Source organism: Lachnospira sp. CLA-JM-H23, assembly GCF_040096425.1.
In the GTDB taxonomy this organism is placed as follows: Bacteria; Bacillota; Clostridia; order Lachnospirales; family Lachnospiraceae; genus Lachnospira; species Lachnospira rogosae.
Map to the genome: position 1 here is coordinate 82775 of NZ_JBBMET010000007.1, position 15163 is coordinate 97937.

The window sequence follows — 15163 nt, forward strand, 5'->3', positions numbered from 1 at the left end:
GAATGGATTGAAAGAAGGACGTTTCCTGCTAGCAGGAAAAAGGCCTTATTGCAATCAATTCGAGGAGCACCGCGACAGTGACAGAAGCAGAAGCTTCTGGAACGCCATCGTTACGAGTTAAGCGAAGTGTAACGTATTGTAATACGCGATGAGAATGGATTGAAAGAAGGACGTTTCCTGCTAGCAGGAAAAAGGCCTTATTGCAATCAATTCGAGGAGCACCGCGACAGTGACAGAAGCGAAGCTTCTGGAACGCCATCGTTACGAGTTAAGCGAAGTGTAACGTATTGTAATACGCGATGAGCGAAACACCTCTTCAGAAAGGAAGTCCTCTAAGTATGTCATATCAGGCCCTATACAGAAAGTGGCGTCCTGACACCTTTGAAGATGTTAAAGGTCAGGATCATATAGTTACAACATTAAAAAATCAGATATTGGCAGACAGAATAGGACACGCATACCTTTTCTGTGGTACCAGGGGAACTGGCAAGACGAGTGTTGCAAAGATATTTGCCAGGGCAGTTAACTGCGAACACCCGGTTAATGGAAGTCCATGTGGCGAATGTCCTGCATGTAAGGCAATTGCAGCAGGAACGTCTATGAATGTAATAGAGATTGATGCGGCATCTAATAATGGTGTCGATAATATAAGAGAGATAAGAGAAGAAGTACAATACTCTCCAACAGAAGGGAAGTACAAAGTATATATAATAGATGAGGTTCATATGCTGTCTATAGGAGCGTTCAATGCACTGTTAAAGACACTTGAAGAACCACCTGCATATGTAATATTTATACTTGCAACAACAGAGGCGGCTAAGATACCGATAACTATTATGTCGCGCTGTCAAAGATATGATTTTCACAGAATATCAATAGAAACAATAGCAGACAGGCTCACTCAGCTTATGAAAGCAGAGAATATAAGCGTTGAGGATAGGGCAATAAAATATGTAGCCAAAGCGGCTGATGGTTCTATGCGAGATGCACTCAGTCTGTTAGACCAGTGCATAGCATTTTATCTTGGCAAAGAGCTTAAGTATGAAAATGTACTTGACGTGCTTGGAGCAGTTGATACAGAAGTGTTCAGCAAGATGTATAAGACAATAAAGACATCAGATGTTGCAGGCTGTATGAATCTTATGGAAGACATAATTATGCAGGGCAGGGATTTGTCTCAGTTTGTGACAGATTTTGTGTGGTATTTAAGAAATCTTCTGCTGATTAAGACAACAGATGATATAGATAAGATAGAAGATGTTATCGAGGTATCCAAGGATAATATTAAGGATATGATAGAAGATGCCAGGGACGTAGATGTTGACAGTATAATGCGTCATATAAGAGTTCTGTCAGAGCTTTCCAATGAGATGAAGTATGCAACGCAGAAGAGAGTTAAGGCAGAGGTAGCTTTTATTAAGCTTATGAAGCCGGCCATGGAAAGTCCTAAGGATATGCAGGAGCTTGCAGGCAGGGTAAATGACCTTGAGAACCAGTTAAGTGAAGCTCTTAGTAAATTACAGTCAGGTGCATATATAACTAAGGATATGCTTGATAATATGTCATTACAGTCAGGTGGTGCTGGTGCTTTAGGCACTGGCAGCAGGAATGATGTAGTACAGGAAGAAAAGCCTGTTCTTAGAAGAAATTATGATGCAGTCACAGATGATATAAAGCAGATAGCAGGACAGTGGAGTCAGATAGTGGCTTCAATGGATGATGCACTGCTTATGAATTTGTTAAAGCAGGCTGATGTTACTGTAACAGAGGATGGTAATAGCCTTGAGATTATGGTAAAATCTATTAGTGGTTATAACGTGATAAGCAGGGAAGAAACAATCGCTAAGATAGAAGAGCTTATCGAAGAAAGAACAGGTATATCAGTAAGAGTGGTATGCACAAGAATTGATGAAGATGAGGATTTTAACAGGCGTTATATAGCATTAGAGGAGCTTGTTGGAATGGATATCGAAATAGATGATAAGGAGGAATTTATATAATGGCTAAAAGAGGTGGATTTCCAGGAGGAATGCCTGGCAATATGAACAATCTTATGAAGCAGGCACAGAGAATGCAAAGACAGATGGAGGAACAGCAGGCAGCTCTTGAGTCTAAAGAATTCACAGCTACAGCAGGTGGCGGAGTTGTTGAAGTTACTGTAACAGGTAAAAGAGAAGTGACTAAGGTTAAGATTGATCCAGAAGCAGTTGATCCAGATGATGTAGAAATGTTAGAGGATTTAATAGTTGCTGCAACTAACGAAGCACTTCGTAAATGCGAAGAAGAATCACAGGCTTCTATGTCTAAGATAACAGGTGGTCTTTCAGGACTTGGAGGAGGCCTTTTCTAATGGACATATACAGCGGTCATATTAATAAGTTAATAGAGCAGTTGTCAAGATTACCAGGGGTTGGGGCTAAGAGTGCCCAGCGCCTGGCATTTCACATTATAAATATGCCTAAAGAAGAAGTTGAGGGCATAGCCAATGCAATGATTAGTGCTAAAGAGCATATACATTACTGTAAAGAATGTTATACTCTTACTGATGAGGAACTTTGTCCTATATGCAAAGATCCTAACAGAAATCACAAGCAGATTATGGTCGTTGAACAGACAAGGGATATGGCAGCATACGAAAAGACAGGAAAGTATGAGGGCGTGTATCATGTACTTCACGGGGCTATAAGTCCAATGCTTGGAATAGGTCCATCAGATATTAAGCTGGCAGAACTTATGAAGCGTCTTCAGAAAGATGTAGACGAGGTAATAATCGCTACGAACTCTAATCTTGAGGGAGAAACAACAGCTATGTATATAAGCAAGATGATAAAGCAGGCAGGCATAAAGGTTACAAGAATAGCCAGTGGAGTGCCTGTAGGCGGCGACCTTGAATATATAGATGAGGTTACACTCTTAAGAGCACTTGAAGGCAGGACAGAATTATAACCATTTAATATATGGAGTTGAAGTTCTGTATAATTGCAACTTAATTAGGTGTATTGAAAAGATATAAAAGTTACATATTAATATTGAATAAATCGGACATATGCAGAATGGCATAATGATATGAAGAGGTATACATATGGCGGAGAATATGATTGGAGAGATAATAACAGAGCACAGAGAAAGAATGCTTAATCTTAAGAAATATTATCCTTTTTTCAAGCTTATTGATACTTCATTTTCCCAGTTTAAGGAGGGCAGATATGAAGCACTTGATATGGGATATATCGTGATGGCTGTTCTGCGTTTTTTTATTGAGGAAAATAACTTCAAGGAAAAGGAAGTTACATACAAGGAGTATCAGGAGTTCTTTAATAACATAATAAGGCACGACTTTGATATGAAGCTTACTGAGGAAGAAAGCGGGGAAGTAGCTGATTATGTCTTTGATAAGATGAAGAATGAGGGAAAGCCATTTGAGTATGCGTATTATGACCCTGTAGAGAAGAAGAAGAGAGTATCAAGGGTTAAGCTTATAGAAAGTACAATAAAAGATAATACTGTGTGGTACAGTATAAGCGCTGATGCGGTCGAGTTTTATCTTGATACGAAAGAGATTAAGGACGAAAGCCGTATAAGCGTGTCACAGCTCCTTTTGGAGAAAATGATTAATTCCAATAACTTTAAAGGCGGAGTAGAGGTTATAGAAAGAATTAATGAGGAAGTTGGAAGGCTTAAGGTTAAGAAGAATGAAGTTATGGATATGCTTTCCAAAGATGTAAAGACAGGACTTGAACATTATGAGGATTTTGTCAATACAGGAATGAAATGGTTCGTTGATGAGGAGAAGCTTTTTAAGAAGAACAAGGAACTTATTGACAAGGCAATAGAAAGGCTTGAGAGTAATTCATCAGCGACAGAAAGCTATTACAGGACATTAAAAGAAATCCATTATCTTGAGGACCAGCTTAAAATAGCAATGAACAAGCACGCGGAACTTCTTCGTGACTGTACTGATATGCAGAATAAGACAGATGAGGCAGTAAAGAAAGCAAAGCTTTCAAGGCTTCGTCCACATATGGATTTCACAGCTACACTCTCAGATATGATTAGGACAGATGATGCTTCATTGTTGGCATTTATAATAGAGCCGCTGTTAAAGCTTAATATAAAGAAGACATTTGACATAAAGACAATAGATGAAGCACTTCTTGTAAAGCCGGCAAGATATGATAAGAAGGAATATGTAACAGAGGACACACCAGAAGATATAGTATATGAAGATGAGATAGAAGATGAAAGAATAAGACATAATTACATCTTTATAATGAATAATCTTAAGGAGTGTATTAACAGGAAATGTATGAATAAATCGGACATTTTAACGCTTGGAGAATTCAATAATATAATGTCAGAAGCTTATGGAGAGGAAATTCTTAATAATGCTGATTACTACTCTTTCTTTGTTAATCTGTGCCAGAAGGACAGCTATGTTATCGGTGGAGATAATATGCAGTCAGAAACATTTCTTGATGACATATTAAAGGAGGGGTTTGAAGGAAGTGAGCCTGTACATATAATTATGGAAAAGGGAACAGAGGAAATAATAGATTACACCAATGTGCAGGTAATGAATATTACATTCAGAAAAGAGGCAGACGATGGAAAATAGAAATCTTGAAAAAGCATTGGATATAGTATCGAAGCTTATAACAGGTGAAGAACTTACTGAGCGTGGTGACAATAGTTCTTTATATCAGGAATATAACAACAATGCAGAAATCTATGACATAGTACATGTGTCACTTAAGAAGCTTAACCTTTCAATATATGAGTATAATAATGGACTATATGTCAGTGCAGGAGAGAACAACAGGGTGTTTGGCTATACGAATGAAGAACTGCGTAAAGAACTTGGCATTAAAGTGAATAAAGATTTATATATGGCATATTTTGTTATATACAATATTATAACAGAATTCTATACGGCATCATCTAATACGACTTATGTTGAGTTCGTAAAGGTTGAGGATATTGTTAAAAATGTTGATTATTCGGTGTCAGCAATTATAGATAAGAAGCTTGGAATGATTATTGATGATATAGAGGAGAACAGCTTTAAACAGATAGCTTTAAGCTGGGACGAGCTTCCGGTTATAACAGTTGAAGATACGGCAGATGTAAGAGCCGCAAGAAATTCTAAGACAGGTTTTGTGAAAATGGTACTTAACTTCTGTGTGTCACAGGGGCTTTTAATGGAAGCACAGTCAAGATATTATCCAACAGACAGATTTAAAGCACTTATCGAGAATTATTTTGATGAATATAAGGGACGTATGGCAGAGATTATGCAGTCTTTGATTTAACAGCTTAAGAATGTACTATGTAGTGCAGGAAAGAGGTAGATATGCCACAGATTAATAGAATAAGAGTTAATAATGTTAAATATAATTTTGGAACGCAGTTCTATGATGATTTTATAATGCGTTTTAATTGCAGAAATACAATATATGACCTTGCTAACGGTGGTGGAAAGAGTCTTTTAATGCTTCTTCTTATGCAGAATATGATTCCTAATTGCACACTTGATGAGAAACAGCCTATAGAGAAGCTTTTCAGAAAAGGGAGTGACAACACCTGTATACACTCGCTTGTTGAGTGGAAGCTTGATAACAATGCAGTTAAAGACGGTTTCAGATATATGACAACAGGCTTTTGTGCAAGAAAGGCAAGAGATGCGAAGGATGAAGAAAATGTTACTGACGGCACAGATACATTAACACAGGCACAGGCTTCATCATCTGATAATACAAGTGTAGAGTATTTCAATTACTGCATTTTCTATAGAAAGTTCGGGGAAAATGACATAAAGAACCTGCCGCTTGCTGTTAATGGTGAGAGGGTTACTTATAATGGCTTAAAGGCGTATTTAAGAGAAGCGGAGAAGTCAGATTATAACATTAAAGTATACATTTTTGACAGAAAGGGGGACTACCAGAGCTTTATATCACGTTACGGAATATATGAAAGTGCGTGGGAGATAGTAAGAGGCATCAATAAGACAGAGGGACACGTAAGAACTTATTTTGAGACTAATTACAGGACAAGCAGAAAGGTCGTTGAGGACCTTCTTATAGAGGAGATTATACAGAAGTCTTACAATAACAGGCTTTCAGTTGATAATGATGACTCTATGATGGCAAAGACACTACTTGATATTAAGGATAAGCTTATAGAACTTTCCAAGAAGAACAGTCAGATTAATGATTATGATAATCAGATAGAGGCTTTAACATATTTTAAAGATTATATTGCGACATATAAGGAATTCTATTCTAATAAAAGCAATATAGAGGACAAGCTTGCCAATATGCTCTTATCAGTGATTAATGCTGAGGGCAGAAAAGAAGCAGAGCTTTCAGAACATAATGAAAAAGAGCAGGAGCTTTATAATGAACTTTCTGATAAGAAATATAAGATAGCAGTAGCCAATGTATTAAAGGAAAAGAAGTCATTAAATGAGCTTGATAAGCTTGTCAAGGAAGCACTTTCAGATAGAAATAAGAAAGAGAACCAGATAAAGACTGCAAGGGAAAAGCTTATGCTTTTAGAGGCAGCTAATAATTATTGTGACTATATCAATTACGAAAAAGAACTTGTTAAAGTTAATACTGCAATTGACAGCCGTATGATAGAGGATGAGGACATAGCGTCAGAATTAAACAGGCTTGCAGCTATATATAAGCAGTATTATGACAAGGCAGAAAAAGAACTTTCAGCTAAGACTGCCAGAGCAGCTATAGATGAGAAGAATTTAAGAGATGAGCTTAAAAAGGCAGATGAGAAACATCAGGAAGACAAGAATAACTGTGCTGTTATACAGGGACAGGAAAGTGCTGTAAAACAGCAGATTGAAAAGGATGAGAAAGAGCTTAAAAGGCTTGCTGACGCTTATGGAATACTGATTGTTGATGATATTATATCCAAGATAGAGGAATTAAGGGTACAGCATAATGGTATTCTTAAGGCAGAGGCTCTTTTGGAAGAAAGCATTAAAGAAACAACCAAGTCGGTATACAAGACAGAGGAAAAGATTAATATTGCTGAGTCTAATATTGCGATGTTAGATGAAAGAATTGACCAACTTCAATCACAGATTATAAGCAGGCAGGAGAATGAGAGCAAGCTTAAGGATTTGCAGAGAATATATGGAATTGCAGGAGCTGACAGATTAAAAGAAGGCATTTTCAAAGAATTCTTAAGAATGAATGACAAATATAATGAAGACAGCCAGAAGGCAGTTAAGCTTGGAAAACTTATAGAAGCAGTAAGTGCAGGTTCTTATTATATAGACAATCCTTCTTACAATAAGTTCAGGGAATATCTTAAATCAGTGTGCGGTGAAGCTGTAACAGAAGGTTATAAGTATCTTGAAAATGCAAGCGAACAGCAGAGAAAAGATATTGTTAAAAGAATACCATTTATACAGTACAGCTTTGTAATTGACAGTGGTTTTGACAAGTTAAAGGAAGCGGAACTGGGAACTGAAACACAGGATAGTGCTGTATATCCGGTAATAAGTGCAGAGGCACTTAAAGATGAAAATATTAATATAAACAGCGATAAAGTTATATTTGCATTTAATGACATAAGTTATCTTACAGACGATAAAAGACGTGATGTAAAGGTACGCATTTTAAGGGAAGAACTTGATAATCTTAACGATACCATAACAAAGCTTAATAGCAGAAAGCAGACAGTTCTTGAAGATTATGTGCTTTCGGTTAATGCTGGTGATACATCAGCGGAAAAGCTTGATGCACCTGAGGAACTTCTTAAGAGAAAAAATGACATCAAAGAGAATATCGCCGCATACAGAGCAGAGCTTGGACGATATAATGATAAGAAGTCACAGGATATGGCAGAACTTGAAAATGTCAGAAAGTCCAAGAAGTCTGTTGAATTAAACATAAGCAGATATGAAGAAATCGCAGTTGTAAATGAGAGGGTAACGGCGGGATATGTGACATTAAAACAGCTTACTGAACAGCTTAAGTCTGCCGAAGCGCAGATTATAGAATGTGCAGATTATCTTGATAAAATAAGAGAAGACTATATTAAGGCAGATGAATATAAGACCAATGTTGATAATCAGTACTCAGAGCTTGTAAGCATTTGGGAAAATACCGTGTCGCATTTTTACAATGAGGGCATTGATTATAATAATGATGAAGCGGATAAGATTAACCCTGACGAACTTACCGCTAAGATAACAGGTCTTAAAGACATTTTGGCTAATAAGAATTCAGATGTTTCTGATAAGGAAAATCTTAGAAAGCACCTGAAAGCTTCTGTTGATAAATGTATTGAAGCTATTGAGTACAGAGGTCATACATTAGAAGAACTTAAGGGGATGTATGAGACTGGAACAATATCTGTAAGTGACAGGACAAAGCTTATGGGGCTTAACAATGAACTGCACGAGTATCAGAAGGAATATGATGAAGGAAGCAGGGAGACAGAAGCTAAAGAAGCACTTCTTAACAGACTTGAGGGAAGTATTGCACACGCTAAGAGTCAGATTGAAGAAAAATATGGAAGATATGAAGAATTTGAGTGTGACAATCCTGAAAAGTTCGCAGATGATATGTCTGTGGCAGTAGCAGAATTAGAGAAGAATATAGAAAAGTATGCACAGTTAAGAAAGCATATGTCAGATGAACTCAAAGAGATACAGCTTATAAGAAAAGACCTTGAAAGAATAACATATAATGCAGGAATTGATATTGAGAATTATGCGGAATTATCAGAATCGGACATTGAGATTAAAGATTTTGAAAGTGTTGCCAAAGAATACGAGCAGACAGCAAAAGAGTATTCATCTATATTAAAGCTTGAATACAAGAAAGCTGATGAGTTCAACAAATATAAAACAAAGCTAATAGATGAACTTAAGAACTATAATGGTGCTGAACTTGCCGTTGAGGTTAATGTATCGGTTGTGCTTCCTGTTAATGCCGCAAAGACAGAACAGCTTGTTAAATCAATAGAGGATACGAATTCATTTATTGAACTTGAGAAAGAGCGTGTTCACAAGGGAATAGAGGATATGGAACGTATCAAGGATAACTTTGAGAACAGATGTATACAGACATGCTGTAATATAAAGACTGAGCTTGAAAGACTTCCAAAGCTTTCGCATATCAGAATGGACAATGAAGATATTGCAATAATCGGGCTTTATATTCCTTATGTTAAGGAAGAAATGTATAAGGACAGAATGTCAGCTTACATTGATGAGACAATTGTTGCAGCAGAAAGCTTTAAGGAGCAGGAAGAACGTTTCAGATATATAAGAAGCAGGCTTTCATGGAAACGGCTTTTCTCAGTAATTGTAACGGATATGAATTCAGTAAGAATTAATCTTTACAAGAGAGAGAGAATAAAAGACCAGAGCAGATATTTAAGATATGAGGAAGCTGTAGGCTCAACAGGACAGTCGCAGGGGATATATATACAGTTCCTTATAGCTATTATTAATTATATTTCCAATATGAACACAGTATCAGATGGACAGCCTTTGGGTAAGACTATATTTATAGATAATCCATTTGGTGCGGCAAAGGATATATATATATGGGAGCCGATCTTTAAACTGCTTGCAGTAAACCATGTACAGCTCATTGTTCCTGCAAGAGGTGCAACACCGGCGATTACCTCAAGGTTTGATGTTAATTATATACTTGGGCAGAAGATGGCAGACAAAAGACAGCAGACAGTTGTTGTTGACTATTATAGTAATGTTAAAGAGACTGAATTGGAATACACAAGAATGGACTATGAACAGGCAAGCTTTGATTTCATATAGCAGGTTTACAAGGATACTCTACTGTGATAAAATTATACGGAATGTTTAAATTGGCATTAATATGCCGTATTATTGGAATTTGAGGGTCGATTCATTGACATAATGGAGGTCTTTAACGTGGATAAATATGAGTTTAATATAAAGTTGGAACAGATAAAGAAGCTTGCAGCTAAGAAAGAATATAAGCAGGCAGCAGAGATTGCAAAGCAGATGAACTGGAATAAAGTAAAAGACTGGTCTACGCTTGCAACAATAATTAATGTACAGGAAGCGGCAGGAGACTACGAAGAAGCAAGAGATATGGCAATTCTTGCATACAACCGTAACCTTGGAGGCAGAAAGCTTATATATAAGCTCACAGAATTCTTTATCAAAGTTGACGATTTTGAAAATGCTGAAGAATTATACAGGGAATACGCCAAATTATCAGCACACGATGTTAATAAGTATATCTTATATTACGACTTAAGAAGGGCACAGGATGCACCTGATACTGAGCTTGTTGATATACTTGAAAAGTATAAGGAAGCTGAGATTGACGAGAAATATATGTATGAGCTTGCCGAATTATATTACAAGACAGGAAGAAAAGAAGATTGTTCTAAGACCTGTGATAACCTTGTATTATGGTTTCAGGATGGCATATATGTAGAGAAAGCTGTAAAGCTTAAGGAAAAGCTGGGTGTTACTATGACTAACACACAGAAGAAGATTTTAAGTGAGATTAACGCAAGAAAGTCTGACGAAGAAGCTAACAAAGAAAGATTATTTATGGAGCAGAAAGAGCTTGCACGTCTTAAAAAGGACGAAGTCGGCGATCTGCTTGATGAAGATGATAAAGCTGATTCAGACAAAGCAGCACCTTCTAACAAGGCTTCAGATAGCAGGTATTCTAATGTGACTGATAAAGCTTTAAGATTTAAATCTGAAGATGTTGCAGGAGAACAGCCAGTGGGTAATATTGATTATACCGGAAATGACCGTTCAACAGGAAATGTTAATGTGGCGGGAAGTTCAGACGTGGCTGGTGTAAAAGATACATCTGGTTTATCAATGGATCTTGTCCAGAATGACCAGAGCAGTGCATTAAAAGAGTCAATTGTAAATGCTATTAGAAGACAGGAAGCAGAAGGGAATTCTGTAGATGAGAGTGCTGCAAAGCTTGAAAAAGAGCAGGACAACAGAATATTAGATGAGAGTGCAGATAAGAAGCTTAATGAAAATGTCAGCAAAGCTTCTATGTCATTAAAGGAGCTTATCGAGAACGCAAAAAGAAATATTGAGAACAGCTGTGATAAGATTACCAAGGAAGACGAGGAAGAAGCACGGGAGGCGGCAAGAAAGCGTATTGATGAGAAAGCTGATGCTATGGACATAGAGGTTAAAGTACCTAATTATAACCTTTATGATACTCATAATATTCAGGAAGAACTTGCTAAGAATATTAATGATATATTTAGTGATGAGGAGTCATTTAAGCCTCCATTTGAAAGAAAGACAGGAATGTCCGAAGCATTGAATGAGAGTCCGGCAAAGACAAGTGAGCTAAGAACTGATGGCACAGCAGATAGTAATGCAGGAAATGCTAATACTGTTTACGCAGATGGTGAAGCAGAGAACATAGAAGATGAGCAGATTGAAGGACAGTTAAGCATAGCTGACTGGATGGAAACTGTAAGAGAAGAAAAGTATGGCAAGCAGGATACAAGAGAGTTCTCTAAGGTTGAGTTAGAGCGTATGCTTGATGAGAAAGATGAGAAGAGTGAAGCTTACGAGAAGATTGTTGCCATGAAGAAAGAAGAGGCTTTAAGAAAGGGAACAGAATTCAGCGAGAGGGAGGCTAAGAGATTAGCTGATGCAGAGGTTTTACTTGGTGCGGCTAAGAGAGATCTGGCTATGAGAACGGGAAAGGCTTCGTTTATATTAGATCAGAAAATGACACAGGAGCTTGAGAGAGCCAGAGAAGCTTTAAAAGTGGCAGAAGATGTTAATAATAGCGAAGCAGTGAGCGGTAGCACAGGTGTTAATAACGGTGAAGCGGTGAGTGGTAATACAGTTGCCAATAATGTTGAAGCGGTGAGTGGTAATGTAATTGCCAATAATAGTGAACAGGCACATGACGACAGCGAATGGCAAAGACCAGAAGTATCAGATACTGTTAATGAAAAAGCCGCTGAACCTGAGAATGAAGAACTCACTCTTAACACAACACATTTTGAGCCAGTAACAGATGAGGTTCTTAACAATTATAACAACGTTAATAATTCAGAAGCAGAGTACAGCAGAGCCGCTGAGCCAGAGATTGCAGCTACAGATTTTGTTACGCCGGGTATGAATATGAAGTTCAATGTATCTTCAATGGATAATGAAGATGACAATGACAGGGTTTGGCATAATGATAAGAAATTATCCGGGGAGCTTGCTAAGATATTTAAAAAATACAGAGAGATGCCTGGACTTGAGGAGCAGCTTGTAGATTTATTCGAGTCACTTGATGAAGAGATGGCTATGACTAATTCTTCGTGTGGTAACATTCTTATATCAGGTAATTCAAGCTCTGATAAGACAGATCTTGCTAGAACAATTGTAAGAGCTATTAATTATGTATATCCTGACAGACCAAAGAAGATTGCCAAGACATCTGGCGAGAGTATTAACCAGAGAGGCATAACCAAAGCTATGGGCAAGCTTAAGGGTACAGCTCTTATCGTTGAAGGTGCAGGCACAATACAGCCTAAGAGGATTAATGAGATTATATCCTGTCTTAACGAAGATACAGATAGAATGGTTGTTATATTTGAAGATTCAGATGCAGAGATGAATGTGCTTGTGAACTTTAATCCGGATATGGTAAAGACATTTAACCATAGAATTACATTAAAGCAGTACACAGTTAATGAACTTGTTGATATGGCAAAGCGTTTTGCAAGAAAGAGACAGTATGAGGTTGATGATGATGCACTTCTTGAACTGTATTTAAAGATTGACAAGCTTCATAGTGTTAATGATAATATCAAGCTTGATGATATTAAAGAGATTATCAACAGGGCAATTGCCAACTCTGAAAAGAGAGCGTCAAGAAAGTTCTTTGGTGGACTTAAGAAGAAGCGTAGTGAACGAGGAGATGTTATATTCCTTACAGAAGCAGATTTTAAAGATTGATAATAAAATATAACTTATAGTGTGCATATGCACAAGAATGGAGGATACTTATGAATATTGAAGAAATGTCAGTAAACGCAATCAGGGTTTTATCCGCTGATGCGATACAGAAAGCTAATTCAGGACATCCTGGATTACCACTTGGAACAGCACCTGTTGCTTATGAATTATTTGCAAAACATATGAATTATAATCCACACAATCCAGACTGGGTTAACAGAGATAGATTTGTGTTATCAGGTGGACACGGCTCAATGCTTCTTTATTCATTATTCCATTTATTTGGAATAGGTAATCTTTCACTTGAAGAAGTTAAGAATTTCAGACAGTTTGGTTCACTCACACCGGGTCATCCGGAATATGGACATACTGTAGGTGTTGAGGCTACAACGGGTCCATTAGGACAGGGCATGGCAATGGCAGTTGGTATGGCAATGGCAGAGGCACATCTTTCATCAGTATTTAACAAGGAAGGCTTTCCGGTTGTAGACCATTATACTTATGTACTTGGTGGAGATGGATGTATGATGGAAGGTATTTCATCAGAGTGTTTCTCACTTGCTGGTACACTAGGACTTTCAAAGCTTATTGTATTCTATGATTCAAACAATATATCTATTGAGGGAAGCACAGATATAGCATTTACAGAAGATGTAGTTACAAGATTTAAGGCATTTGGTTTCCAGACAATAGAAGTTGAGGACGGCAACGACCTTGAAGCAATCGGCAAGGCAATAGAGGAAGCTAAGGCTGATAAGACAAGACCATCACTTATTAAGGTTAATACACTTATTGGTTATGGCTGTCCAGCTAAGCAGGGCAAGGCAAGTGCACACGGAGAACCTCTTGGTGTTGATAATGTGGCTGCTCTTAAGGAAAATATTAACTGGCCTTGCAAGGGTGATTTTGAAGTTCCTAAGGAAGTATATGACCATTACAAGGAACTTGCTGATAATATGGCAAAGGCAGAGGATAAATGGAATGAACTTTTTGCTGCATATGTGGAGAAGTATCCAGAAATGAAAGAATTATGGGATAATTACTTTGATGGATATGATATGTCCGATTTGTTCAATTCTGATGAATATTGGGCAAAAGGTGATAAGCCAGAAGCTACAAGAAGCACAAGCGGAACTATTCTTAATATGATTAAAAAGGCAATGCCTAATTTAATAGGTGGTTCAGCAGACCTTGCACCATCTAATAAGACTAATATGAAGGATGCGGGTGATTTCTCTAAGGATAATTATGCTGGAACTAATCTTCATTTTGGTGTAAGAGAGCAGGCTATGGCGGCAATCGGTAATGGACTTGCACTTCACGGCGGTTTAAAAGCATTTGTTGCAACATTCTTCGTGTTCAGTGATTATGTTAAGCCAATGGCAAGACTTTCAGCACTTATGAAGCTTCCACTTACTTATGTATTCACACATGATAGCATTGGTGTCGGAGAAGATGGACCAACACATGAACCAGTTGAACAGCTTGCTGCATTCCGTTCACTTCCTGATTTCACAGTATTCAGACCTTGTGACAGAACAGAAACAGCAGCAGCCTGGATGTATGCAGTAGAGAATGAATGTGGTCCAACAGGACTTGTGCTTACAAGACAGAATCTTCCACAGATGGAGGGCTCATCAAAGGATGCACTTAAGGGTGGCTATATAATTGCTGAGTCAGAAAAGGCAGTTCCAGATGCTATTATCATAGCAAGCGGTTCAGAAGTAAGCCTTGCGGTTAATGCCAAGGAAGAACTTAAGAAATCAGGCATTGATGTAAGAGTTGTAAGTATGCCAAGTATGGAGCTTTTCGATAAGCAGTCAGCAGAATATAAGGAAAGTGTACTTCCAAATGCTGTTAGAAAGAGAGTTGCAGTAGAAGCACTTTCAGACTTTGGCTGGTACAAGTATGTAGGTCTTGACGGCAAGGTTATCGCTATGGAAGGCTTTGGCGCTTCAGGTCCAGCAGCTACATTGTTTGAACATTTTGGATTTACAGTTGATAATGTTGTTAAGACTGTTAAAGAAGTTGTTAATGCTTAATGCTTAATGGGATTAGGTGTTAATGGTTAGATAATAATAATATATAGGACGTTTCAGATGTTTCTCTTAATGGAGAATGTCGGGAGCGTCCTTTTTATTTTTTGTGTTGTGTGTTGTGGAATTATGATACAATAAAATAAAAAGGTGT

The 15163-nt window shown here is 37.6% G+C and carries 8 protein-coding genes; all 8 read left to right on the forward strand.

Features of this window, described 5'->3' with window-relative positions:
* The first annotated feature begins 338 nt into the window (after nt 1-338).
* The 8 genes from dnaX (at nt 339) to tkt (ending at nt 15015) form a co-directional block, all read left to right on the forward strand.
* Complete coding sequence (gene dnaX / locus WMO42_RS10070) at nt 339-2000, forward strand: DNA polymerase III subunit gamma/tau (protein ID WP_349153850.1); 1662 nt, start codon at nt 339-341, stop codon at nt 1998-2000.
* Nucleotides 2000-2350 (forward strand): YbaB/EbfC family nucleoid-associated protein, encoded by a 351-nt coding sequence (locus WMO42_RS10075; RefSeq protein ID WP_022205992.1) that lies wholly within the window; start codon nt 2000-2002, stop codon nt 2348-2350. Before dnaX ends, WMO42_RS10075 begins: the two co-directional genes overlap by 1 nt.
* Nucleotides 2350-2946, forward strand: coding sequence for a recombination mediator RecR (gene recR / locus WMO42_RS10080; protein ID WP_022503083.1), 597 nt, complete (start codon nt 2350-2352; stop codon nt 2944-2946). The genes WMO42_RS10075 and recR overlap by 1 nt, the downstream gene beginning before the upstream one ends.
* Nucleotides 2947-3082: 136 nt before the next feature.
* Entirely contained in the window at nt 3083-4615 is a 1533-nt protein-coding gene (locus WMO42_RS10085; protein ID WP_349192200.1) for a hypothetical protein, read from the forward strand.
* On the forward strand, nt 4605-5309 hold the full coding sequence (locus WMO42_RS10090; protein ID WP_022503081.1) for a DUF6063 family protein: 705 nt from the start codon (nt 4605-4607) through the stop codon (nt 5307-5309). The genes WMO42_RS10085 and WMO42_RS10090 overlap by 11 nt, the downstream gene beginning before the upstream one ends.
* Nucleotides 5310-5350: 41 nt before the next feature.
* Nucleotides 5351-9811 (forward strand): hypothetical protein, encoded by a 4461-nt coding sequence (locus WMO42_RS10095; RefSeq protein ID WP_349192201.1) that lies wholly within the window; start codon nt 5351-5353, stop codon nt 9809-9811.
* Nucleotides 9812-9928: 117 nt separating this feature from the next.
* On the forward strand, nt 9929-12973 hold the full coding sequence (locus tag WMO42_RS10100; RefSeq protein ID WP_349192202.1) for a hypothetical protein: 3045 nt from the start codon (nt 9929-9931) through the stop codon (nt 12971-12973).
* A gap of 50 nt (nt 12974-13023) precedes the next feature.
* On the forward strand, nt 13024-15015 hold the full coding sequence (tkt, locus tag WMO42_RS10105) for a transketolase (RefSeq protein ID WP_116444285.1): 1992 nt from the start codon (nt 13024-13026) through the stop codon (nt 15013-15015).
* The last annotated feature ends 148 nt before the right edge of the window (nt 15016-15163 follow it).